Source organism: Dactylosporangium sp. CS-047395, from assembly GCF_050942185.1.
Taxonomy (GTDB): Bacteria; Actinomycetota; Actinomycetes; order Mycobacteriales; family Micromonosporaceae; genus Dactylosporangium.
In genome coordinates this window covers 6,813,731-6,837,223 of the sequence record NZ_CP192015.1, presented here as the reverse complement: position 1 = coordinate 6,837,223, position 23,493 = coordinate 6,813,731, and the positions used below count along the sequence as shown (strand labels likewise).

General features: G+C 73.8%; 18 protein-coding genes. 10 read left to right on the top strand and 8 right to left on the bottom strand.

The annotated features are described in order from the left end of the window. Positions 1–153 precede the first annotated feature (153 nt). The gene (locus ACQP00_RS32110) at positions 154–1,002 is read left to right on the top strand and encodes an alpha/beta fold hydrolase (RefSeq protein WP_433202307.1); all 849 of its coding nucleotides are present in this window, start codon (positions 154–156) and stop codon (positions 1,000–1,002) included. A gap of 71 nt (positions 1,003–1,073) precedes the next feature. Here ACQP00_RS32110 and ACQP00_RS32105 read toward each other — a convergent pair whose 3' ends face one another. The 4 genes from ACQP00_RS32105 to ACQP00_RS32090 all read right to left on the bottom strand — a co-directional run bounded on the left by ACQP00_RS32105 (position 1,074) and on the right by ACQP00_RS32090 (position 4,864). Beyond that, a complete protein-coding gene (locus ACQP00_RS32105) occupies positions 1,074–2,372 on the bottom strand; it encodes an SLC13 family permease (RefSeq protein ID WP_433202304.1) in 1,299 nt (432 codons plus the stop codon). Continuing rightward, complete coding sequence (locus ACQP00_RS32100) at positions 2,369–2,815, bottom strand: CBS domain-containing protein (RefSeq protein WP_433202302.1); 447 nt, start codon at positions 2,813–2,815, stop codon at positions 2,369–2,371. Before ACQP00_RS32100 ends, ACQP00_RS32105 begins: the two co-directional genes overlap by 4 nt. A gap of 85 nt (positions 2,816–2,900) precedes the next feature. Further along, the gene (locus tag ACQP00_RS32095) at positions 2,901–3,554 is read right to left on the bottom strand and encodes a response regulator (RefSeq protein WP_433202299.1); all 654 of its coding nucleotides are present in this window, start codon (positions 3,552–3,554) and stop codon (positions 2,901–2,903) included. Next, positions 3,551–4,864, bottom strand: a complete 1,314-nt coding sequence (locus tag ACQP00_RS32090; RefSeq protein ID WP_433202296.1) for a sensor histidine kinase — start codon at positions 4,862–4,864, stop codon at positions 3,551–3,553. The genes ACQP00_RS32095 and ACQP00_RS32090 overlap by 4 nt, the downstream gene beginning before the upstream one ends. A gap of 108 nt (positions 4,865–4,972) precedes the next feature. Here ACQP00_RS32090 and ACQP00_RS32085 point away from each other — a divergent pair, with 108 nt between their 5' ends. From ACQP00_RS32085 to ACQP00_RS32065, 5 genes are read left to right on the top strand one after another with little or no spacing between them, the layout of a single operon-like run. Next, positions 4,973–5,524 (top strand): hypothetical protein, encoded by a 552-nt coding sequence (locus ACQP00_RS32085; RefSeq protein WP_433202294.1) that lies wholly within the window; start codon positions 4,973–4,975, stop codon positions 5,522–5,524. Then, the gene (locus tag ACQP00_RS32080; protein ID WP_433202291.1) at positions 5,521–6,612 is read left to right on the top strand and encodes a peptidoglycan-binding protein; all 1,092 of its coding nucleotides are present in this window, start codon (positions 5,521–5,523) and stop codon (positions 6,610–6,612) included. Before ACQP00_RS32085 ends, ACQP00_RS32080 begins: the two co-directional genes overlap by 4 nt. Further along, positions 6,609–7,316 carry an ABC transporter ATP-binding protein gene (locus tag ACQP00_RS32075; RefSeq protein ID WP_433202288.1) on the top strand — a complete coding sequence of 236 codons (708 nt, stop codon included), beginning with the start codon at positions 6,609–6,611 and terminating at the stop codon, positions 7,314–7,316. The genes ACQP00_RS32080 and ACQP00_RS32075 overlap by 4 nt, the downstream gene beginning before the upstream one ends. Further along, positions 7,313–8,500 (top strand): ABC transporter permease, encoded by a 1,188-nt coding sequence (locus ACQP00_RS32070; RefSeq protein ID WP_433202285.1) that lies wholly within the window; start codon positions 7,313–7,315, stop codon positions 8,498–8,500. The genes ACQP00_RS32075 and ACQP00_RS32070 overlap by 4 nt, the downstream gene beginning before the upstream one ends. A gap of 56 nt (positions 8,501–8,556) precedes the next feature. Beyond that, complete coding sequence (locus ACQP00_RS32065) at positions 8,557–10,464, top strand: hypothetical protein (RefSeq protein WP_433202282.1); 1,908 nt, start codon at positions 8,557–8,559, stop codon at positions 10,462–10,464. On the opposite strand, the gene ACQP00_RS32060 is transcribed toward ACQP00_RS32065, so the two are convergent. After that, the gene (locus ACQP00_RS32060; protein WP_433202279.1) at positions 10,415–16,156 is read right to left on the bottom strand and encodes a DUF6531 domain-containing protein; all 5,742 of its coding nucleotides are present in this window, start codon (positions 16,154–16,156) and stop codon (positions 10,415–10,417) included. The two genes, ACQP00_RS32065 and ACQP00_RS32060, sit on opposite strands and share 50 nt — an antisense overlap. Positions 16,157–16,313: 157 nt before the next feature. Here ACQP00_RS32060 and ACQP00_RS32055 point away from each other — a divergent pair, with 157 nt between their 5' ends. Continuing rightward, complete coding sequence (locus ACQP00_RS32055) at positions 16,314–16,943, top strand: 3'-5' exonuclease (RefSeq protein WP_433202276.1); 630 nt, start codon at positions 16,314–16,316, stop codon at positions 16,941–16,943. A gap of 166 nt (positions 16,944–17,109) precedes the next feature. Here the strand turns inward: ACQP00_RS32055 and ACQP00_RS32050 are convergent, their stop codons facing one another. After that, the gene (locus ACQP00_RS32050) at positions 17,110–17,712 is read right to left on the bottom strand and encodes a hypothetical protein (protein WP_433202273.1); all 603 of its coding nucleotides are present in this window, start codon (positions 17,710–17,712) and stop codon (positions 17,110–17,112) included. Between the two features lie 62 nt (positions 17,713–17,774). Here ACQP00_RS32050 and ACQP00_RS32045 point away from each other — a divergent pair, with 62 nt between their 5' ends. Both ACQP00_RS32045 and ACQP00_RS32040 read left to right on the top strand, forming a co-directional pair. Continuing rightward, entirely contained in the window at positions 17,775–18,614 is an 840-nt protein-coding gene (locus ACQP00_RS32045) for a helix-turn-helix domain-containing protein (protein WP_433202270.1), read from the top strand. Positions 18,615–18,713: 99 nt separating this feature from the next. Further along, positions 18,714–19,295, top strand: coding sequence for a dihydrofolate reductase family protein (locus ACQP00_RS32040; RefSeq protein ID WP_433224068.1), 582 nt, complete (start codon positions 18,714–18,716; stop codon positions 19,293–19,295). Between the two features lie 4 nt (positions 19,296–19,299). Here the strand turns inward: ACQP00_RS32040 and ACQP00_RS32035 are convergent, their stop codons facing one another. After that, on the bottom strand, positions 19,300–19,938 hold the full coding sequence (locus ACQP00_RS32035; RefSeq protein WP_433202267.1) for a DNA-binding response regulator: 639 nt from the start codon (positions 19,936–19,938) through the stop codon (positions 19,300–19,302). A gap of 154 nt (positions 19,939–20,092) precedes the next feature. On the opposite strand from ACQP00_RS32035, the gene ACQP00_RS32030 reads away from it, so the two are divergent. After that, positions 20,093–20,230 carry a hypothetical protein gene (locus tag ACQP00_RS32030; RefSeq protein ID WP_433202265.1) on the top strand — a complete coding sequence of 46 codons (138 nt, stop codon included), beginning with the start codon at positions 20,093–20,095 and terminating at the stop codon, positions 20,228–20,230. Here the strand turns inward: ACQP00_RS32030 and ACQP00_RS32025 are convergent. Continuing rightward, positions 20,217–23,489, bottom strand: a complete 3,273-nt coding sequence (locus ACQP00_RS32025; RefSeq protein WP_433202262.1) for an AAA family ATPase — start codon at positions 23,487–23,489, stop codon at positions 20,217–20,219. The genes ACQP00_RS32030 and ACQP00_RS32025 overlap by 14 nt on opposite strands. Positions 23,490–23,493 lie beyond the last annotated feature (4 nt).

Here is a 23,493-nt window from a genome sequence, read left to right as displayed (position 1 = left end):
CCGAGGTCGCGGTGTTGTCATGAACCCGTGCGGTGTGTTCGTCATGGCCGCCGGGCAGGTTGGAATCGGGCAGCCGACGGGGAGCACTCGGGTTCCGGGGCGTTGCGTCGCCGCGGTCCGCGGATAGGCTGGTTCATGGTGTGGAGGCCTGAGATGGCGCCGCTGCCGACCGAGGTGCGCGTGACTGCGGGCGGGCCGGTCGAGTTCCGGTTCGAGCGGCGCGGCGACGACGTCCTGCTCATCCTGCACGGCGGGCACATGCGCGCCGGGCTGGCCCTGGGGGAGGAGCCGTTCGCCGCGGCCGGTTTCTCGATCCTGGCGCCCTCGCGGCCCGGGTACGGGCGGACCCCGGTGCGCAGCGGCCGTACCGTGGTCGCGTACACGGACACCGTCCGGGCGCTGTGCGCGGACCTGGGTGTGGCCCGCGTCGCGGCGGTCGTCGGGATCTCCGGCGGCGGCCCGACCGCGGTCGCGCTGGCCGCCCGGCATCCGGACCTGGTCGAGCGGCTGGTCCTCATCAGCGCGGTCGGCCCGCTGCCGTGGCCGGACCGGCGGACCCGCATCGGCGGCTGGATCGTCTTCGCGCCCGGCGTCGAGGCGGCCACGTGGGCGGGCATCCGGATGCTGCTGCGCGCCCGGGGCCGGCGGGCGCTGGGCTCGTTGCTGTCCCCGCTGTCGACCGGCCGCGGACCGGCGGAGCTGACCGGCGACGACGCCGGGCTGCTGCTGCGGCTGTTCGCGGCGATGCGGTCGGGCCGCGGCTTCGTGCGGGACCTGCGCCCGGCGCCGGACCTGTGCGCCGCGGTGGCCCAGCCGGCGCTGGTGGTCGCCTCGCGCACCGACGGCGGGGTGCCGTTCGCGCACGCCGAGGCGCTCGTCGCCGGGCTGCCCCGCGCCGAGCTGGTGGAGAGCCGGGCCGCGGGGCACTTCGTGTGGTGCGCGCCGGACTGGCCCGCGCTCGCCGCCCGGATCGACACCTTCCTGCGCCTCCCGGCCGATTAGCCTGGGCCCGGCGGCCGCGCGCCGAGGCAGGACCGGACCGGGGGCTTCGGCGCGCGGCCGCCGGCGAACCGTCAGGCGAAGGCGAGGTAGCGCAACCACAGGTAGACCGCGGAGATGGCGACGGTGACGGCGGCGGCGACAAGGCCGTACTTGGTGAACTGCCAGAAGCTGATCCGCTGCCCGGCCCGCTCGGCCAGGCCGAGAATGACGACGTTGGCCGACGCGCCGACGGCGGTGGCGTTGCCGCCGAGGTCGGCGCCGAGGGCCAGGGCCCACCACAGCACGTGCGGGCCGCCGTGGCTGCCCTCGGCGGCGGCGAGGTCGGCGACGATCGGGGTCATCGTGGCGACGTACGGAATGTTGTCGACGATCGCCGAGAGCACCGCGGACCCGCCGAGCAGCCCCATCGCGGCCAGGTGCGGGTCCCCGGCGACCGCGTCGGCGATCGAGCGGGACAAGGTGCCGACGGCGCCGGTGTGCACGAGCGCGCCGACCATGACGAACAGCCCGGCGAAGAACGCGAGGGTCGGCCATTCGACGTCCTTGACGACCTCGCCGGCGTCCAGCCGGGACAGCGCCAGCAGCCCCAGGCCGCCGACGATCGCCACCACGGACGGCTCGAGGTGCACGACCGAGTGCAGGACGAACGCGGCGGTGACGAGCGCGAGCACGGCCAGGCTGACCACGAGCAGCCGCGGGTCCCGGATCGCGTCGCGCTCCCGCAGCCGCGTCACCGTGGCGGCCCGCTCCGGGTCGTAGCGGAACGCGGAGCGGAACATCACCCGGCACAGCGCGACGAACACGACGACCAGCACCCCGATCAGCGGGGCGAGGTGATTGAGGAAGTCGTTGTACGACAGCCCGGCCCGGCTGGCGATGATGATGTTGGGCGGGTCGCCGACGAGCGTCGAGGTGCCGCCGATGTTGCTGGCCATGGCCTCGGCGATGAGGTACGGCGCGACCGGCACCGCGAGGCGCTGGCAGACCAGGAACGTGACCGGGGCGATGAGCAGCACGGTGGTGACGTTGTCCAGCATCGCCGAGGCGACCGCGGTCACCACGACGAGGATGACCATGACCGGGAACGGCCGGCCGCGGGCGCGTTTGACCGCCCAGATGGCCAGGTACTCGAATGCACCGGTCCGTTTGAGCACGGCGACGACGAGCATCATGCCGAGCAGCAGGACGATGACGTTCCAGTCGATGCCGGACTCGGGGGAGAAGAACGCGTGTTCGGCGTCGGTGGCGCCGATCAGCAGCATCAGGACCGCCCCGCCGAGCGCGGCGGCGACGCGGTGGACCCACTCGGTGGCGATCAGCACGTACGCGCCGGCGAACACGGCGACGGCGATCCAGGCGGTGATCGTCACTCGGCGAGCATCCGGTCGAGCAAAGCGTCCAGGGTGATCGCGCCGAGCAGCTGGCGCTGCTTGTCCACGACGGCGACGAGTGGCGTCCGGGTGCGGGCCATCACGGCGGCGATCTCCAGTACCGTGGCGGCCGCATCGACAACGGCCAGCTCACGCTTCTCCGAGGGCAGGGCCTGCGCCACGGTACGGTCGCCGAGCTCGCGCAGCAGCAGGTCCGCGGCGGACTCGTCGACGACTCGCGCGAGGGCCGGATCGTCCTGGCAGTACTGCGGTATCGCCATGCGCAGCACCTGCGTGCCGGCCAGGATCGTGAACGGGTAGCCGCGCTCGTCGAGCACGATCAGCCCCGGCAGGTCCTGCCCGGCCAGGAGCCGCGCCGCCTCGATCGCCGGAGTGTCGAGACGTACCACCGGAAACTCGGCGGCGAGATCTCGGGCCTTCATGGCGTGGTCCCTTCGGTCGGCGGGCGGCGCAGCAAGTGCCGGCCCTTTGGTGGCGAGCCGTCACCGGCCCGGGCATCGCGGTGGCCTACCGCACCACGCCGGTCTGGTGGGCGTAGATGACGGCGTGGATGCGGTCGCGCAGGCCGAGCTTGGCCAGGATCCGGCTGACGTGCGTCTTGACCGTGCCCTCGGAGATCGCCAGCCGGGCGCCGATCTCCTGGTTCGACAGGCCCTCGGCGATGCGTTCCAGCACGTCGCGCTCGCGGGCGGTCAGGGCGGCCAGCGGCGCGGTGTCGACGGTCCGCGGGCCGGTGGCGACGAAGTGCTGCACGAGGCGGCGGGTGACGGTCGGGGCGGCGACGTTGTGCCCGCCCGCGACGGCCCGCACGGCCTGCAGCAGCTCGCCGTCGAGGGTGTCCTTGAGCAGGAAGCCGGCCGCGCCCGCGCGCAGGCCCGCGTAGACGTACTCGTCCAGGTCGAACGTCGTCAGGATGATCACGTGCGGTGGCTCCCCGGCCGGGTGCGCGGCCCGGATGCGGCGGGTCGCCTCGATGCCGTCGATGCCGGGCATGCGCACGTCCATGAGCACGACGTCCGGGCGGGTGGCGGCGACGACCGTCAGCACCTGCAGCCCGTCGGCGGCCTCGCCGATGACGGACATGTCGTCGGTACCATCGATGATCATGTGAAAACCGGCCCGCACCAGCAGCTGGTCGTCGGCGATGACGAGACGGATCACGCGACGAGCTCCGCGGGCGTGGCGGCGACGGGGAGCCGGGCCCGCACCTCGAACCCGCCGCCGTCCGCGGGTCCGGCCCGCAGGTCGCCGCCCAGGGCGCGGACCCGCTCGGCGAGACCGCGCAGGCCGTTGCCCGGCACCGGCGCGGGGACCGGGGCGCCGTCGTCGGCCACCCGGACGGTCACACCGGCGGCGTCGAACGCCAGGCCGACCGTGCAGCGGGCCCCCGGCGTCGCGTGCTTGAGCGCGTTCGTCAGCGCCTCCTGCACGATCCGGTAGGTCGCCAGCTCGACGACGGCCGGCAGCGTCGGCGGCTCCCCGGTGACCCGGAGGTCGACCGGGGTGCCGCTGTCCCGCACCCGGTCGATCAGGGCCGGCAGGGTGGCCAGGCCCGGCTGGGGCGCGAGCTCCGGGTGCGGTCCGGTGTGCACCAGGCCGAGCAGCCGGCGCATCTCGGCCAGTGAGGCGCGGCCGGTGGTGACGATGTTGCCCAGCGCCGCGTCGGTGCGGTCGGGCTGCCGGGTGAGCATCGCCTTCGCGCCCTGTGCCTGCACGACCATCACGGACAGCCCGTGCGCGACGACGTCGTGCAGCTCGCGGGTGATGCGGCCGCGCTCGGCGGCGACGGCGAGGGCGGTGCGCTGCTGCTGTTCGCGTTGAAGGTCGTCGGCGCGGGCCTGCAGCGTCGCCAGGTGGGCCCGCCGGGTCCGCGCGCTGTCGGCGACCGCCCAGGTGGCCGCGAGCAGTAGCGCGGGCACGCTCACCGACCGGACGACCTCGAGCAGGACCGGCAGGAGGTTGCCGTCCAGCATGCCGTACGCCGCCTTGCCCAGCCGTTCGCCGCCGGTGGCCGGGGACGCGGCGCTCGGCCCGGCGAACAGCGCGAGATGGTTGCCCAGGCCACCGGCGAACAGCACCGCCTCGGCGGCGACCAGCACGGCGACCACGGTCCGGCGGGCGTGGTGGGAGCCGGCCAGCGCGTACATGGCGACGAGCACGGCGGCGTCCAGCGGCGGCGACTTGAGGAACGGGTCGAGCAGGTGCGCGCCGGCCGAGACGCCGGCCAGGAGCATCGCGGCGAGCGGCCGGCGGTGCCGCAGCGGAATCGCGGCGACGGCCGGCACGGCGAACAGCCACCACCACAGCACGTGGGTGCGCCACGCCGCCGCCGAGCCGAACGTGTAGAGGACCTTGTCGTCCGGTTCGAGGAACATCCGGGCGGTGTCGCTCCACAGGAGGGTCGCAGCGGCGAGCACGGCGACGAGCGCGACGTCCAGCCAGAGCCGGCGGCGCCCGGGACTGAGCTGCATCGGCCCAGCGTACGTGGGGCAGCGGGGCCGGACATCCGTCGTAGGACAGATGCCGGGGTCGGCCGGCGGCCAGACGCGCGCGGCGGCCCGGGCGGCGAACCTGGGGCCATGACACGTCGACCGTTGATGGTGATCGCCTTGCTGGCCGCGCTGACCGGCGGGCTGACCGGCGGCCTCGCCGGCTGCTCGTCCGGCTCCGGCGGCCCGGGTGCGGCGCCGAGCGCGAGCTTCGACTCGGACCGGGCGCTGAGCATCGGGCGCCGCTTCGCGCAGTGCGCCCGCGACCACGGGTACCCGGCCTTCCCGGACCCCGACATCCAGAACGGCGATCTGGTCTGGCCGGCGCAGGGCCCGGACCTCAAGGAGCAAATCCGCTCGATCATGGAGCAGCAGCCCGAGTGCAAGGCGATCATGGACGAGTCGATGTCGCTGGCGGACCCGCACCGGGACCCGACGCCGAGCGCCGAGGACATGCAGAAGCTGCGCGCCTTCGCCAAGTGCATGCGCGACCAGGGCATCGAGGGCTTCCCCGACCCGAAGCCCGACGGCACCTTCCCGCTCGTCGGTACCCCGCTGGAGCAGGAGGGCAAGTCCGAGCGGGTGCTGAGCGCCATCGACGCGTGCAAGCACCTGTACGACAAGAAGATCGCGATCTCGTGAGGGGCCGGGGATGGACGGGCGGCGCCGCGGTGCTCGCGGTCGCGGCCGGCCTGGTCGGCTGGGCGGTGACCCGCCGGCCCGCCGCCGCGCCGGTCGCCGGGCCGCAGGTGCGCACGACGACCGCGCCGGTGGCCCGCGGGGATGTGACGGCCCGCGTGCAGGTGGCCGGCGCGCTGGGCTTCGACGGGGCGTACACGGTCGTCAGCCGGCTTCCAGGGGGCGTGGTGACCGCCGTGGCCGCGCCCGGGACCGCGGTCGTGCGCGGCGCGGACCTGTTCGCGGTCGGCGGCGTCCCGGCGGTGCTGCTCTACGGCACCACGCCCGCCTACCGCGACTTCGCCCTCGGGATGAGCGACGGCGCCGACGTGCAGCAGCTCGAGCAGAACCTCGTCGAGCTCGGCCTCGACCCGCAGCACGCCATCACCGTCGACGGGCACTTCACCGACGCCACGGCGACGGCGATCCGGCGCTGGCAGAAGGCCCGCGGCCGGCCCGTCGCCGAGCGCACCGGGCAGCTGCCGCTCGGCCAGATCGTGTTCCTGCCCGGCGCGCTGCGCGTCGGCGAGGCGCTCGTCCAGCCCGGCGGCTCGGCCGGGCCCGGCGCGCCGGTGCTGTCGGCCTCCTCGACCGCCCGCGTCGTGCGCGTGGCGCTGACCGCCTCCCGGCAGGCCACCGTCCACGCCGGCGACCCGGTGCAGGTGTCGGTGCCCGGCCTGAACGCGGCGGTCGCCGGCACGGTGCGCGAGATCGGCACGGTCGCCACGGTGGGCACCGAGAGCAACGGGCAGGCCGGGCCGGCGACGGTACCGATGATCGTCACCGTCACGCTCCCGCCCGGCGCGCCGGTGCTCGACCAGGCCCCCGTGCAGGTCTCGATCACCGGGGCGCAGCGGCGCGGCGTGCTGCTCGTCCCGGTGACCGCGCTGCTGGCCGGGGCGGGCGGCGGCTACCAGGTCGCCGTCGTGGACGCGGCGGGCCGGCGGCTCGTGACGGTACAACCGGGGCTCTTCGACGAGAACGCCGGCACGGTCGAGGTCTCCGGCGAGGGACTGGCCGAGGGCGCCCGGGTCGAGGTGCCGGCCTCGTGAGCGACGTCGTGCTGCGCCTGCACAACGCGGGCCGGACCTACCCGGGCACCCCGCCGGTCGAGTCGCTGCGGGGCGTGGACCTGACCGTGGGTACCGGCGAGATGGTGGCCGTCGTCGGGCCCTCCGGCTCCGGCAAGACCACCCTGCTCAACCTCGCCGCCGGCCTGGACCGCCCCACGTCGGGCACGGTCCACCTGGCCGGCCGGGCCGTCGCCGACCTCACCGACCGGCAGCTGTCCGGCCTGCGCGCACACGCCCTCGGGGTGGTGTTCCAGCAGTTCTTCCTCCTCGACCAGCTGTCCTCAGTGGACAACGTCGCCACCGGCCTGCTGTACCGCGGTGTGCCCGCCCGGCACCGCCGGCGCGCCGCGGCCGAGGCGCTGGAGCGGGTGGGTCTCGCGCATCGGGCCGTACACCAGGCGGGCAAACTCTCCGGCGGCGAGCGCCAGCGCGTGGCGATCGCCCGCGCCATCGTCGGGCGGCCCGCGCTGGTCCTCGCCGACGAGCCGACCGGCAACCTCGACAGCGCCACCGGCGCCCAGATCCTCGCCCTGCTGCAGGACCTGCACGCCGGCGGTGTGACCCTGCTCGTCATCACCCACGACGCCACCGTCGCCGCCGCCTGCCCCCGCCGGGTCCGGCTGCACGACGGGCGGATCGTCGCCGACTCCGACTCCGACTCCGACTCCGGAGGAGCCGCATGAGATCCCGGGTGCTCGCCGCGGACCTGCTGCCCCTGGCCACCCTCGGCCTGCGCAGCCGCACCCTGCGCGCCGCACTGTCCACATTGGGCATCGCGATCGGCATCGCCGCCATCGCCGGCGTGCTCGGCATCGCCCGCTCCAGCCAGGCCGACCTCCTGGCCCGGATCGACCGCCTCGGCACCGACCTGCTCACCGTGGCCAACGGCACCCGCGTCGGCGGCGACGAGGCCAAGCTGCCGGCGACCGCCCCGACCGGCGTCGCGCGCACGGCGGGCGTGGAAAAGGTCACCGCCACCGCCGCCATCCGAGGTGTCCAGGTCTTCCGCACAGACAAGATTCCGTCGTACCGCGGCGGCGGCATCGAGGTCCGCACGACCGACCCCACGCTGCTCGACACCCTCGGCGGCCACCTCGGCACGGGCGTCTTCCTCAACGAGGCCACCGGCCGCTACCCGGTCGCCGTCCTCGGCCACGCCGCCGCCTCGACGCTCGGCATCACCAGCGCCGGCCCCGGCACCCGCATCTGGGTGGACTCGCACTGGTTCGTCGTCGCCGGCATCCTGCGCCCCTTCGAACTCGCCCCGGAGATCGACCGCGCCGTGCTGATCGGGGAGCCGGTAGCCGCCGAGTACTTCGGCTACGACGGCCACCCGACCCGCCTGTACGTGCGTACCGACCCCGACCGCACCTCGTCGGTCGCGACAGCGCTGGGCCGGGCGGCCAACCCGACCGAGCCCGGCAGCGTCACGGTCAGCCGCCCGTCGGACGCCCTGGCCTCCCGCCTGCTCGTCGCCGACTCGACGACCGCCCTGTTGCTCGGCCTCGGCGCCGTGGCCCTGCTCGTCGGCGGCGTCGGCATCGCCAACGTCATGGTCATCTCCGTGCTGGAGCGGCGTACCGAGATCGGCCTGCGCCGCGCCCTCGGCGCCACCCGCGGCCACATCGCGGTGCAATTTCTCGGTGAGTCGCTGCTGCTGTCGGCCTTGGGCGGCGTGGCCGGCACGGTGCTGGCCGCCGCCGTCACGTACGGGGTGGCGACGTACCGCGGCTGGCAACCGCTGCTGCCGGCGAACGGGGTGTGGGCGGGGCTCGGCGCCGCCCTGGTCATCGGGGCGGCCGCGGGCCTCTACCCGGCGGTCCGCGCCGCCCGCCTGAACCCCACCGACGCCCTGCGGACCACGTGAGCGGGGTTTCCGACAGTACGGTGTACCGCCTCCGGGATCCGCGGGATGCTGCCGTCATGTCGCTCAATCTGCTGCCGTTACCCGTCGACATCCCGTGGCGGCGCGTGCTCGCCAGCGGCGACATGCTGGCCGGTGGGGTGGACTTCGCGCGGTACCCGCTGAAGTGGCGCAGTTCCCTCGCGCTGTTCTACTTCCTGCCGGAGGTGGACCAGCCCGAGTACGCCGACAGCCGGATCGTCTACTTCCGGGTCGTCTGCTCGATCACCGGATACCAGCCGACCCGGGAGGAGCTGCCGGCCCGGCCGCAGGGCGAGGACGCGTACGCCGCCGCGGCCTGGACCACGATCTCGCGGTTCCTGGACAGCTACTTCCCGTGCGTCGGTGCGCTGGCGCAGGTGGCGTTCACGTCCGGGCCCGGGCTCGTGCGCGGCCGGGACTTCGCGTCGATGCCGGTGATCACCGACTTCGAGCCGAAGAAGCGCGAGGTGTTCGAGGCCGTCACCGAGACCGGCGAGCTGATGAGCCGCTCCTCGACCGGGCTGCAGGTGACGAAGGGCAACAGCTCGACGCGCTCGACGGAGTCGTCGGACAAGGAGTCGGGGTCGCTGGCGATCGCGGCCGGCGTGCCCGGGTACGGCTCGATCGCCGGCACCTACGGCCTGGAGTCGACGACGAAGCAGGGCTGGAGCAGCACCCAGGTCGACATCAACCAGTCCGACGCCAGCCAGGAGCGGCGCGAGACCACGTCGCACACCACGCAGCTGACCCAGATGTACCACCAGCTCGACTCGTACCACCTGGGGACCAACCGGGCGCTGTTCGTGCTCTTCCCGCGCCCGCACACGCTCGCCGCGCAGCTCGGCGACGGCAAGGACGGCCTGAACTGGATGCGCAAGCTGGAGGGCATCCAGGAGTTCTTCTTCGTCGTCGAACAGCCGAAGAGCGCCAGGATGCTGTGCCTGTCGGCGCATCTGGACACCATGCACGTGGCCCGGACGACGCACACGGTCACCCGGATGGTCCGCGACCAGTTCCAGCAGCCGGGCGAGGTCAAGGTCGACCACTGGTTCACCAACCCGTCCGCCGACTCCCCGCAGACGTTCGTCGACGAGGTGAAGCTGCCGGCCGGGTTCCGGGTCGACAAGTCGCGCGGCAACGGCGGCTACGACGAGCACCTCACGGACATCATCAACGCCGACCGGGTGGTGACGGTCTTCAACGACTACATCCAGATCGTGACGACGGCGTACCCGAACCCGCCGAAGCCGCCCGCCCATCCGGAGAGCTACCCGTCCACCCCGATGACGCGTGCCGTGCTGACCGCGACCTACGTCGTCTACGGCGAGCAGGCCGAGCCGCACCCGGTCGTCGACGAGGTGGTCAGCAGCGGCGCCTTCGCCACCGGCCGGCACCTGCAGGCGTGCCTGGAGTTCGGCGAGGAGGGCCGCCCGCCGCGCATCCACACCCCGGACGACCGCGACCGGCTGGAGCAGGAGCACCCGTACGTGACGTTCGAGGCGCCGCTGCCGCAGAAGTTCTCGCTGCCGGACGGGCACGACACCCAGCTGCGGGGCGTCAACGCGATGGCCGCGGACCTCAAGGAGTTCATCGTCGCGAGCGTCAACAGCCCGCGCCGGTACGCGGTGGGCGAGCACACGTTCGCCGAGACGGATCTCGCCACCCGGGCCCTGCTGGCCCCGCGGCTGCGCGACCGGCTGCGCGAGGGCCACGACCGGGTCGTGCTGTCCCGCCGGTTGCGTGAGGAGCTCGGCGAGGCCGCCGACCGGGTCGCCGCGCTGCCGCTGTCCGAGCTGGCGGCCGGGTCGGCGGCCGACCTCGCGGACCGGCTGGCCGTCTCGCCGCAGACGCTGCAGCGGGTCCGCCTGGAGCAGGTCGGCCTGGCCGTCACCCGGACTACGGCCGCCGCTGAGCGGCCGCCAGGTCCTGCAGGTACTGCGACGTGAGCCAGGGCGGCGAGGCGATCGGCGCGGTCGGCGGCACGTCGATGTAGCTCGGCCAGTCGCCGACGAAGCGGACGGTGAAGCGCTGGCCGGGTGTCCGCACGCCGAGCCGGCCGAGCTCGTTGGAGACCATCCGCCCGAACGCCCCGTTGATCTCCTGCTCGCCGAAGTAGTACGTGGTGCCGATGTTCCCGCCGCGCCGCCACGAGCCGCCCATGAGGTCGTCGATGGGGTGCATCGCCTGCAGTCCCTCGCGGTCGTGGCCCATGAGGTCCATCCAGCGGCGGGCCCAGCGGCGCAGGCGGTTGTCCAGCGCGACGGGGCGGACGCCGCGCTCGAAGTACCCCTGCTCGGTCATCGCCCACTCCAGCACGGACCGCACCCAGTTGGCGGTGGTGGGGTTGATCCGCATCACCGGGTCGTAGGGGATGATCACCTCGGGCAGCGGCGGCCCCTCGAGTTCGGCGGCCACGACGGGCAGCGCCCGGCTGCGCTGGGCCGTCGCCACCGCGCCCACCGCCGGCGCGACGGCCCGCCGCCAGCCGAGGGCGTCGGCGGCCAGCGAGGCCACATATCCGACGCCCTTGAACACCTCGGCGAGGCGCGTCTCGACGAGCATGATGTCGAGGGCGTCGAGGTCGGTGTCGGACCAGCCGATCCCGCGCAGGCCGTGCTTGCCGATGGCCAGCAGGTTGCCCGGCAGGTTGATCAGCCGGGCGAGGAAGTTGCTGACGCCGATGAACGTGTTGGCCAGGAGGTTCGTCACGACGTTGCCGGTGTCGACGCCCCGGTGCTGCGGGAGCAGGTCGCTGGGGTCGTGCGGGTCGTAGTACCAGAGCGGCTTCTTCGCTTCTTCGGAGAACCAGTCCCAGGCCTGCCGCGGCAGGCTCGGCGGGCCGAGCGCCTGCTTGGCCCATCCGGTGGGGTCGGCGTGATCGGCGGGGTTGTGGCCGGCGAACACGTAGGGCGAGGGGCTGTCGGCGTAGAGCAGGGGATCGCGGTCGAGGAAGGCGCCGAGGGCGGGGGCGTAGAGGCGCTGCGGCGTCGCGTACAGGCCGGTGTCACCCAGCGGCGGCATGCCCCGCCACCGGACGCCGTCGGGGACGCCGGGCTCGGGCGTGCCGTCGGCGGCGAACCCGGCCGGGGCGCCGAACGGGTCGTACCGCAGCCGCCGCCGGACGCCCCCGGCGGCGTCGGTGACGAGGATCGTCGACCACGCGTCGTCCTGGTGCTGGTAGTGCGGACCGGCGCCGTCGACCACGCACAGCGGCGCCGGCCACAGCGGGTGCGGCGAGGTCTGCCGCAGCCCGCCGCCGATCGTCTCGTGCACGGCGTCCCCGGCGTACCACCGCTCGAACGACGTCCCGCCGCTGGTGCCGGACCGGACCCGCGCCAACGGGTCCCGGCGCAGCTCCGCCACGACGGTGCCGGTGGCCGTGTCGGTGACGGCGACGACCCGGCCGAGGGCGTCGAGGCGGTAGCGGAACCGGCCGTCGGCGGTGCACCGGCCGTCCGGGCCGTAGCTCAGCACCTCGGCACCGGCCTGCACGATGCGGTGGTCGGGCCCGGTGCCGTAGGCCAGGTCGGGAACCCCGCCGTTGCGGCCGCGGCGGGCCACCCGGCCGTCCCCGCCGTCGAGGTCGTAGGCGACCCCGGGCGCGCCGGCCGCGCCGAGCCTTGCCGCGTCGACCTGGGCCGCCTGGGCCGCCGCGGTGCTCGCGTCCGGCAGCGGGCCGAGGCCGAGGCCCCAGCGCGCCTCGACGAGCCGCCCGGCCCCGTCGAACCCGTGCAGGACGTCGGCGCCCGGTGCGCCGAGACACTGCACGAGCGCCCGGTGGCCCCGGTCGTCGTGGCGGATGCGGCACGACTCCAGCAGGGCCTCGCCGGTGCGGTAGTCCACGCGGACCGGACGACCCAGCGTGTCGTGGCCGTAGTCGGCGCGCACCCCGTTGCCGTAGGTCGCGCGGTCGAGGTGGCCCTGGGCGGTGTACGCCAGGTCGAGCAGGACGTCGCCGGGTGTGCCGCCCAGCGCGCCGGCCGCCGTCAGCACGACCCGCGCCGGGCGGCCGTCCGGGGTCTGCTCGGTGCGTTCGGTACGCCCGTCGGGGTACACGAGGTCGACGGCGCCGGTCGTGTCGTCGTACGCCAGCCGCACCGTCCGCCCGGCCGCCCGCTCCTCGACGAGCCGCCCGAGGCTGTCGAACCGGCGGCGGACCTCGGTCACCCCGTCGGCCGCCCGGGTCAGCCGGCCCAGACCGTCGTACCCGAACTCGTACGGCGGCACCGGGTCGTAGCCGGGCGCGGCGGCCGACGTCAGCGCGACCGGCCCCGGATGCGCCCCGAACGTCAGCGTGGTCTCGTTGCCCGACGGCATCCGCCGGCGCAGCGACCGCTGGACCGGGTCGAAGGACCGCTGCCAGGTCAGGCCGTCGGGCCCGGTGACCGCGACCGGTTCGCCGAAGGCGTCGCGCTGCCAGGTGGTGCCCCGGCCGGCCGGGTCGGTGCAGGTCACGGCCCGGCCGTCGGCGTCGTACCCGACCCGCGTGCGCAGCGCCAGCCCGGCCGGGTCGACGACGGTCGCCGTCACGTTGCCGTGCGCGTCGGTCTCGAAGTCGGTACGCACGCCCTCACTGACCCGTTCCGCCAGGACGTCCCGGTTGTCGTAGCGCAACTGCGTCACGTCGCCCGCCACATGGCTGCCGGTGAGGCGTCCGCGGCCGTCGTAGGTGTAGGCGTGCACCGTGGACACGCCCTGCTCGCTGACCGTCAGGCTGACGAGGTCGCCGGCCGGGTCGTAGCCGAGGGTGCGCACGCCGCCCAGCGGGTCGGTGGCCGAGGACAACCGACCGCAGCCGTCGTACCGGTACGTCCACGGCGCACCCCGCGGCGGCTGGACCGCGATCACGTTGTCGTCGGCGTCGTAGCGGTAGCTCGTCGTCAGCGGCACGGCCGCCGCCGGGTCGGTGTCGAACGCCCAGTTCGTCTGCGACCGGGTCCGGCCGCGCTCGTCGTAGTCCCAGGTGGTGCGGGCCAGCGGCGTGCCGTCGGCCTCGGTGACGGCCAGCGCCACCACCCGGTCGCCGGCGCCCCAGGTGTACGTGCACACCGCGCCGGAGGGCCGGGTGACGCTGCGGATGCGGCCCCACACGTCGTACCCGTAGCGGGTCACCTGGCCGAGCGGGTTCGTCGCCCGGGTCACCCGGCCGGCGACGTCGTGCGCGTATGTGGAGGTCCGCGCGGCGCTCGTGCCGGTGGCCTCGGTCCGGCGGACGAGGGCGCCGTTCTCGCCGTACACGCTGTCGACGCGCAGCCCGCCGGGGCTCCAGGTGGTGACCGCGCGGCCGTCCGCGTCGAGTTTCTGCCGGTACCGCCGTTCGGCCGGGTCCCCGGCGGCGGCGATCGCCTGCACCGCGTGGCCGAGGGCGTCGCGCACGATCCGGTCGGTGAGCTCCTCCCCGGGCCGGGCGCCGGGCCGGGTCAGCTGGACGAGGCCGCCGGAGTCGTCCAGCCACCACCGGGTCACCGCCGCGACCCCGTCCACCTCGGGCGCGGTGACCTCCTCGAGCTGCCCGAGCAGGTTGTGCCGCAGCCCGGTGCGCCGCCCGCCGGGCGCGGTCAGGGCCGCGGGGAAGCCGAGCGGGTCGTAGTCGACGGCGGTGGCGAGCGCGGCGGTGTCCGGATCGGTGACCGTCCGGTGGATGCAGCCGCCGGTGCGCCCGCCGCTCAGGTACTCCATTGCCACGCGGCGCCCCGCGGCGGATGTCGCGGCGACCGGCTGACCGGCGGGATTGTGCTCGATGGTCAGTACCGACGGCTGGATCGTGCCGTCGTCGAGGGTCGCGGCCGGCAGCTCGACGCGGGCGAGCCGTCCGGTGCCGCCGGCCGGCGCGACGTCGAAGTCGTAGCGCAGCCGCGTGGTGCCCTGCCCCTCGGTGCTGACCTCGGTCGGCAACTGGTACCGCGGCTCGTACTTCGCCGCGAACAGGGTGCGGCTCGGCACGATCCCGGTGACCGGCGCGGCGATCTCGACCCGCAGCAGGTTCCCGCGCGCACACGGGTCCGGATTGCCGGTGTCGTAGGTGCGCAGCATCCGGATCCCGGACGGCCCGACCGCCTCGACGGTGTTCCCGGCCGCGTCGTAGGCGGCCCGCGTCACCACCACCCGCGCGGTGCGGTCGCGGTTGAGCCGGAACCGATGGTCGAGCAGATCGCCGCGCCAGTTGAAGGTGTACGTGTGCAGCGCCCCGTCCGGCCGCCGCACGCACGACCGGGCCGCGGGGACGTCGAGGTTCTCCTCCAGCGACGGGACGTACTGGATCGGCTCGTACCCGAAGCGGTACTCGTAGTCGCCCGCCAGCTGCCGGGTCACGGCGTTGAACGACCAGCCCTCGCCCGGCCCCGCGTACTCGTTGTGCACCGCCACCCGCCCGTCGGCGTCGACGATCCGCAGGATGTTGTGCCGCATCGCCGGGTGCTCGGCGCTCGCGTCGTACTCGTACCGGGTGACCACGCCGCCCGGGTAGCGCGCGGTGCCGGGCTGGATCACGCGCACCAGATGCGCGGCCTCCCCGTCGTGGTCGTAGCGCACCTCCCGCACCCCGGTGTCGTCGGTGACGTGTTCGAGGAGGCCGCAGTCGCCGTACCGCAGCAGCAACCCGCGCCCGGCGTCGTCGAGCACGGCCGCCAGCCGGTCCTGGCTGTCGTAGCTGAACCGCAGCCGGTTGCCGAACCGGTCGGCAACGCCCGTCAACGGCGTGCGCAGCCCGTCACCCCACCCCGCGGGCCGGCTGAACTGCCAGCGCAGCCCCTGCGGATGGACCAGCTTGAACCCGTCGGCGGTACGCTCGAGGCGCGCGGTGAGCCCGGCCTCCGGCTCGAACCCGTCCGCCACGGCGGTGAACCGCCGCTCGGCCAGCCGCCCGGTCCACAGCGCCACGTCGCCGCCGGTGAGCGGGCGCAGGAAGACGTTGTAGTTGTGGTCCCACCCGTACCCGAACGGCCCGTAGTAGGGTCGCCCGCTGCGATAGCACCGCTCGAACCGAATCGGCAACAGCGGCGTCGGCACCACCAGATCCGTCCCCGCCACCGTGAACGCCCCGGTGAAGAGGTCAACGGGATCCGCCTCAGCGGCCGGCCGCGCGGCACTCGGCCCGGCGTGCGACGGGTGCGGCTGCCCCGGCTCGGGCTCGTTGCGCTCGGCCCGGCGCAGCATCGCCTCAACCTCCGCCGGCGTGAACCCGGGATTGAGGATCGCCCCGACGACGCTGGGCGGCTTCGGCTCGACCCGCTCGAACACCGCATCCGAGGGCCGCTTCGGATCAACAGCAGTCGGCGACGGTACCCGCGTGATCTTCACATTCGCCCGCACGTCCGGCGCGTCCTGCTCGCGCGGCGAGTCCTCCCCGTTGGGCGCCACCGGCGCGCCTTGACCCGCGGGCGGCCGCTTGGGCGTGACCGGCTGCGGCGGCGGCTTCGGCGGCACCCGCGCGGCCGTCTCCTCACGGCAGGCCCGCTCGGCCCGCGCCAGCGCCTGCACATCGGCCCCGACCCCGACCGCGGCGTTCTTGTTGGCCTCCTCGTAGAGCTGCTCGAACATCTCACACGCGGAGTCGGTCTGCAGGATGATCCGCCCGTCGCCCTTGTACGAGGACTCGTCGCTGATGATGTAGATGTCGCCGTTCCAGTCGTCCGCCACGAGGCCCGCCCTCCCCGGCCGCCCGCACTTCCCCCCGGCTTCCCCTGCCCGGATGCTACGAGCGCAGCCCCCGCAGCGAACCACTTCGGACGGGACTTCGACACCTCTAGGCTGGCCGCAACCAGGACGACCGATCCGCCACACCCGGGAGACCGCCGTGCCCGACGCCGCCATCGCCGAGTGGTCGGCGCGATCCTGGCGGTCGGCCCCGCTCGTGGCGTTCGACCTGGAGGGCACCGGCGCCCAGGACGGCGACGGCGAGGCGATCCTGGAACTCGCCGCCATCCGGCTGCTGGACGGCGCGCCGGACATGGCCACCGCCTACGCCACGGTGATCAACCCGGGCCGGCCGGTGCCGCGGCGCGCCTGGATCGCGCCGAGCCTGACCGGCGACGTGCTCGCCGGCGCGCCGCGCCTGGACGCCGTGGAACCAGGGTTGGCCGCCCGGCTCGACGGGTGCGTGCTCGTCGGGCACAACATCGGTGTCGACTGGCGGCTGCTGCACCGGCGCTGTCCGGCGGTCGCGCCCGCGGCGCTGCTCGACACGCTCAAGCTCGCCAGAGCGCTCGCCGTTCCCGGGTCGCACAGCCTCACCGCGCTGCTCGACACGCTCGGCTTGACGGCCGAGGTCGACGCGGCCGGGAGCCGGCCGCACCGGGCCCTGTGGGACGCGGCCGGGGCGGCGGTGCTGCTCCGCGGACTGGTCAGCCGCTCGTGGGGCGGCGACCCGACGCTGGCCGAGCTCCTGAGCGCCGGGCAGCGGCCGTCGGCCGACACGCTGTTCTGAAGGGCTCCTGACCAGGCGCCGGCCGGCCCTGCGGGACGATGACGGAACAGATCCGATCGGCGGTCATGCCGTCCGGACCGTCGACGGCAACTTTTCCGGCTCGTGTACACCGACACGGTCACCGCCGGCGGCAAGCGCACCTACGAGTTCCAGATCACGCTGTGGCTCATCCAGTGACGGCGAAGCCCGGCTCGGCCTTGAACCGCGGATCGAGCCGGACGGTCGGCAGCAGCCGGCGCATGAGCTGCCGGGCGAGGGTCAGCGGATGCCCGGGGAATTCGGCGTCGTACCGCGGATCGTCCGCCCGGTGCGCCGGCAACCCGCCGGTCAGGTCCGGCGCGTAGGGCGAGGGCACGAAGAAGTCGTTCGGGCCGAGCCGGTCCATGAGGACAGCCTCCCGGAATCCCGTCGCGCCGTGCTCGGGCGCCTGGAGTTTCAGGACCGTGCTGCAGGTCGCGCGGGGGATCGTGCAGGAGGCGAGGAACACCTGCCCGTGCCCCTGCGGATGGCGGATCTTCACGAGCTGGCGCACGGCCGGCACGCCGTCGACGAGTTCGACGTCGGAGTCGATGAGCCCGGCGCCGGCGGCCGCGGTGTGCCGGGCCAGGGCCGCTCGCAACGGCGGCACCGGATCGAGCGGGGCGGGCAGGTCCGGCGGCAGGTCGAAGAAGTGCAGGCTCAACACGATGCCGTGCTCGTCCTGCCAGGCGAGTTCGTCCAGCGGCTGGAAACCGCTGAGGTCGAGTTGCGTGATCGGCGTCCCCGTCATGGTCAGCATTCTCACCGATCCCGCCGTGTGCCGCCGGCCCGGTCTCGGGGATGCTGGGGGGCGTGGAGTACGTGTCCAGAGTGCCGCGACCGCCGCTGGACGGGCTGATCGACGACCTCTACTACCTGGAGGGCGCGCCGCCGTACGCGCGGCTGGTGCTGCCGCCGATGCCCGCCGCGTTGCTCATCGTCAACCTCGGGGCGCCGTTCCGGGTCCGGGGCGGCGGGGACGTCGCGACGGGGGAGTACGCCGACGGCTGCGTGGTCACCACCCCCACCCGCGCGCTGGAGTTCGGGTACCCGCCGCAGACCCGCTCCGTCGGCGCGCACATCAAGCCGTGGGGGCTGGCGCCGTTCCTGGCGATGCCGGCGGCCGAACTGTGCGACCGGCCGGTGACGATCGAACAGGTCTGGGGCCGGCGCGCCGCCGCCGAGCTGCGCGACCGGATGGCCGGCGCGGGCGGGCCGCAGCAGATGCTGACGCTGCTCGAGGAGGAGCTGATGCGCCGCTTGTACGAGACGACAGGGCTGGGCCTGGTCCGCCACCTGAGCAGCGTCATCGCGGCCACCGGCGGAACCGTGGCGATCGGGGACCTGGGCGCGGCGGCGGGCGTCAGCAGTACACATATGGCCCAGGGTTTCAAAAAGCTCATCGGCGTCACGCCGAAACGGCTGGCCCGCACCCACCGCTTCGCCGCGGCCGTGTTCGCGCTCGATCCGGAGGGGCCGGTCGACTGGGCCGACCTCGCGAGCCGGGCCGGCTACTTCGACCAGGCCCACTTCGGCCACGAGTTCCGGGCGTTCACCGGCCTGACCCCGACCCGGTACGTCGAGGTCCGGCGCCGGTTCCGGCGCGAGCACCCCGGCCACGCGTTCGAGGGCTGGCCGCTGCCGCTGGATTGATTTCTTACAAGAACGCCCGCCCTTCGGCACGCTACTTTGCGGACAGTCAACGTTTGTGGACAGTCAACTTTTGTGGCAGTCAACGCGGAGGAGCGCACCGTGGGCAAGGTGGTCATGTACGGCTCGGTCTCGGTCGACGGCTTCATCGCGGACGAGCACGACCAGCCGGGCCCGCTGTTCGACTGGCTGACGGGCGGCGACGTCCCGCTGGACGAGAGCGGTTTCCTGAAGGTGTCGCGGACGTCGTACGAGTACATCCGGCCGTACTGGGACCAGATCGGCGTGACCATCGCCGGCCGCCACGTCTTCGACCTGACCGACGGCTGGGACGGCAAGCCGCCGAGCGGGATCGACCACGTCGTCGTCGTGACCCACCGCCCGGCCCCCGACGACTGGGACCCCGCGGCGCCGTTCCACTTCGTCTCCGGCGTCGAGGCAGCCGTGGCGAAGGCGCGGGAGCTCGCGGGCGACCGGACCGTGGAGGTCGCGGCGGGCGACGTGGGCGGGCAGGTGCTCGCGGCGGGGCTGGTCGACGAGGTCCGCATGGACATGGTGCCGGTGGTGTTCGGGTCGGGCAAGCGGTACTTCGGCTCGGTCGACGCGCAGCACCTGCTGGAGGACCCGGACGTGGCGATCCAGGGCAACCGGGTGCTGCACCTGCGCTACCAGGTCCGCCGCTGAGCGCTCACAGCCATCCCTCGTCCCGGGCGCGGATCAGCGCTTCGGTGCGGTTGGCCGCGCCGATCTTCGTGTACAGATCGCGCAGCAGGCGGAACATCATGCGCTCCGAGTACCCGGCCCGCTCGGCGAGGCGGGCCACGCTGTCCCCGGCCGCCAGATGGTGCAGCCACTGCTGCTCGTCGACGGTCGGCGCCTCCGGTTGCGGCTCCAGCCGGTCGGGCCGGGCCAGCGCCCGCAGGACGGCGGTCGGCAGCAGCGTGTCGCCCCGCACGGCCGCCTCGAACGCGGAGCGCAGGGCGTCCAGCGGCGCATCGCGCGGCACCGCACCGGACGCACCCGCCGCGAGCGCCCGCACGTAAGACGGCACGCTCGCGTCCTCGAGCAGCGCGAGCACCGTCGGCGCCGCGGACGTGTTGCACATCTGCGCCAGCGCGGTCCAGTCGGCGGCTGCCCGTACCGTGAACAGCACCATCCGCGGCTCGTCGACCCGCGCCCAGGCGAGCACGTCCTCGGGCGCCTCGGACGCGAAGCCGGCCGCGGCGAGCAGGGTCATGACGCCATGGCGGAACGACGGCAGCGGATCGCTGACGGCGATCCGGAGCACCGTCGGGACCTGCGGCGTCCTCGGCGAGCGGTCTGGCATCGATCGTGATGGTGCCGGATCCCCGTGTGCCGGGGACGGTGCCGCGCCGGGCTGTGGCGGCATCCTGACCGTCTGGATGCGTCATGGACCCGCGGGGACCGGGTTGCCTAGCGTCGAAGGGGCGCAATCCACCTCCGGACGATGGGTGGGGGCCATGTTCAACCGGCGCTTTCTGTTCCAACGCGACGATCCTGGCGGAGATAGCTCGGGTTTCAGCGCGCGCTCCGTGCTGATCGTGCTTGGCTTGGTCGCCGCCCTGATCTGCATCGGGTGGTTGCTCAACGGTCGATGACGCCGGCGGCACGGCGCAGACGGGCCAGCACGGCAGGATCGCCCGCCGGCTCGAACTGGTCGAGCAGCATCGACAGGCGCCGGATCACGCCCGGTGCCCTGGTGAGTCGCCGTGCCGTGCGAAACTCCCGGCACGCCCGGTCGGTGACCGGCTCCGCGGGCCGGTTCTGCCCGGCGCGGGCGAGGGCGACCCCACCTGTCGCGAGCCCGAGGAGATCGAACTCGTGGTAGCCGGCGTGCGGTGCGGGGCGGCCGAGCAGTTCCGAAGCGTCGGTGAAGGCCTGCTCCGCCGCGGCGGGCTCCCGCTGCCGGAGTCGGATCATGCCCTGGTAGATGTACCCCTGGGCGGTGGCATCGTGCCGCACCGCCGCCGTGACGAACTCATCGGCCTTCGCGTCGTCGCCGGCATGCAGGCACGCGAGCGTCAGGATCTCGTTGGCCTCGCGCGCCAGCGAACGGTTGCCGATCTCCATGCCGATCCGGGCGGCCTCCTCGGCTCGGCGTACAGCGTCCGCGCTGTTGCCATGATCAAGCAGCAGATGGGCGAGGAAAATCAGGACAGATGCGGCTGTCGGCCTGGATCGGGCCTCGTCGGCCAGGCGGAGGGCGCCCGTCAGCTCGGCCTCGGCTTCCCGGTAGCGGTCAGCGTTCACCTCCAACTGCCCGCGTGTGGCCTGGATCGCGATCCGCCGCTCCACGGCCTGAGGGTCATCGGCCCGCGCGGCGAGCCGGTCGGCCCGGGCCAGCAGGCGGCGCATCCGCCGGAAGCGCCCCATCCGGCTGGCGCTCATGGCGAGGTGGAGATACGTCGTAGCACGCACGGGGCGATAGCGGCCATCCAGCAGCAGCCCCAACAGCGCGAGCCGGTAGAGCCGGTCCCCGGTCCGGGCCTCGCCCAGCCGGTGATGGGCCTGCGCGCGGTACGGCAGCAGCCGGAACAACGTCTCGGTCGCCAAGCGTCGCAAAGCCAGCCGGCTGGCCTTCCGCACCAGGTACAGCACCTCGGCCGGATCGTGCTCGGGCTCATGGGCCCAGACGAGGTCGCAGAGGCGCCTGAGCTCGCGGCGACCATCACCGTCGAAGGAGCCGGCCAGCCCCTCCAGCCGCCGGACCAGCAGCTTGCCGTGGCCCATCCGCTGGAGATGGCGGGCGTTGATCTCGCGGATGAGGTCCATGGCGCGGGCCGCGTCGCCGGCCTCGAGGCGGAGGTCGATCTCGGCGAGGTGTGCGCGCAGGTCGTGCACCTCGATGATCTGGTCGTCGGGCCGGCGGGTCGCCGCGAAGTAGTCGCCCGCCCGCTCCCGCAGCGCCGCCAGGTCGAACGAGGCGTGGCCGGAGGGGATCGTGTCGAGCAGGCACTCGCGGTCGGTCGGTGGCGTGAAGTACAACGGACGGCCGTCTTCGAAATCGCGGCGGATGAGGCGGCGCTCGTGCAACTCGGCCAGCGCGGCCGCGCTGCCCGCGCCGATGGTGAGGCCGTCGAGCAGGTAGTCGACCGCGGCTGCGCTGACTGGGCGGCCGAATACCGCCAGCGCCTGCACGGCACGTTTCTCGTCGATTTCGAGGCGTTCGACGGTCCGGGCGAGCAGGCGCGGCACGACGTTGGCGGCGTTCGAGGCCTCCTCGGCGAAGGTGATGACGCTGCTGATCGTGTCGCCGCGGCCGGGTTCGAGCAGCCCGTAGGCGAGTTCGAGCGCGCGCGGCACGCCGTGGGTGGCGCCGATGAGCCAGTCGAGCTCCTGCTGACTCGTGCCGTCGAGCGGGCCGTGGCCCTGCTCCGCCAACACTTTGAGGAACTCGAGCGCATAGTCGTGTTCCAGTCCCTCGTCGAGGCGCAGGGGCGTGGCGCCAAGCGGCGGGGCCGCGCCGGGCTGCGCGACGAGAACCGTCGTGACCCGATGACCTCCGCGCCGGACGAGATGGTCGACGAGATCGCGTAGCTCGGGATCATCGATGCGGCCGTCCCCGTCGAGCAGCGCCTCGGCATTGTCGATGACGACGATGGCCCCCCGGCGGCCCAGCGCGTCGAGCACGACGTCGAGCCGGTCGCGCCAGTGGGCCGAGCGCCGCTGGCCGCTCGGGACGGCAGGATGGTCGGCGGGCAGCATCCGCACCAGGTACCGCAGCAGCTCCGGCGCATTGACCGGCCGATACCCGTACACGGGCAGGTAGATGAACGCCTCGACGTCGAGCAGGTCCGGTTCGGCGCGCAGCCGGTGCAGGAGCCGGCCCATCAGTCCGGTCTTGCCGTTGCCTGGTGGCCCGAGCAGGGCGATCAGCGGCACGTCGGGCGCCCCGATCATCCGGACCAGCTCGGCCAGGTACAGGTCCCGGTCCTGGAAATGCCCGTCGGGCACGACCGGCGGTTCGATCGGCACGTAGAGCGGGCCGGCCTCTCGCTCGGCGGGGTCCGGGCCGCGGTCGCGGGCCCGGCCGGCGTCGATCGCCTCGATCGCGTCAGTGCGGCGCGCCTCGGCCGCGTCCGGATCGGCGATGTACGCCCGAATCCGCTCGATCTTCTCGTCGAGCCGCCGCACGTACGGCCGTGCGCCGGCCTCGCCGAGCCGCTGGAAGAGCTGCTCGCGGCGCCTGACCAGCGAGGCGAGCTGGCGTTCGGCAGAGCCGGCCGCGCGCAGCCTCCGCTCCAGGTCTTTCCAGCGGCTCGCCGCCGGTCCGTGGGCCTCGACGCAGTCCAGATCCGCCGCCCACTCGGGTTGGTGGGCATGGGGATCGACGCGGACCGCGATGACATCCATCCCCATCTCGCGGGCGCGGCGCACGTCGTGGCGGCCGGACTCCGACCCGGTGGACGACAGCACCAGCAGCAACAGGTCGGCCGCGAGGAGATCGTCGCCGTTGTCCTGCCACACCTGCGCGGGTGTTCCGGTGTACAGCAGCCACTGGGTCAGCTCGGCGGCGAACACTTCACGGCTGGGCGCCTGGGTGCTCGCCGTGACGAGGTGGTTGCCGGTCGGGTGGTCGGCGGGGGCGTCGGCCCGCAACCGAGCCACCAGCTCGAGGTACAGATCCCGGAGCGGACTCGACGTCGGCATGAGGAGGATGATCAGCGGCAGTAACCAGTCATGGGCCTGCGCCTCGCGGACCACGCGTTTGTACAGGCCGGACCGGGTGCCGTCGAGCTTGTCGAGGTCTTGGCCGAGAGACAGCAGAAGCGTGTCGAGGTCATTGCGGTCGCCGGACCGTTCGAGCTCGTCGCACACCACCAGGAACTGGGCGGTGGTCAGCCTCACGATGGGCATGGAG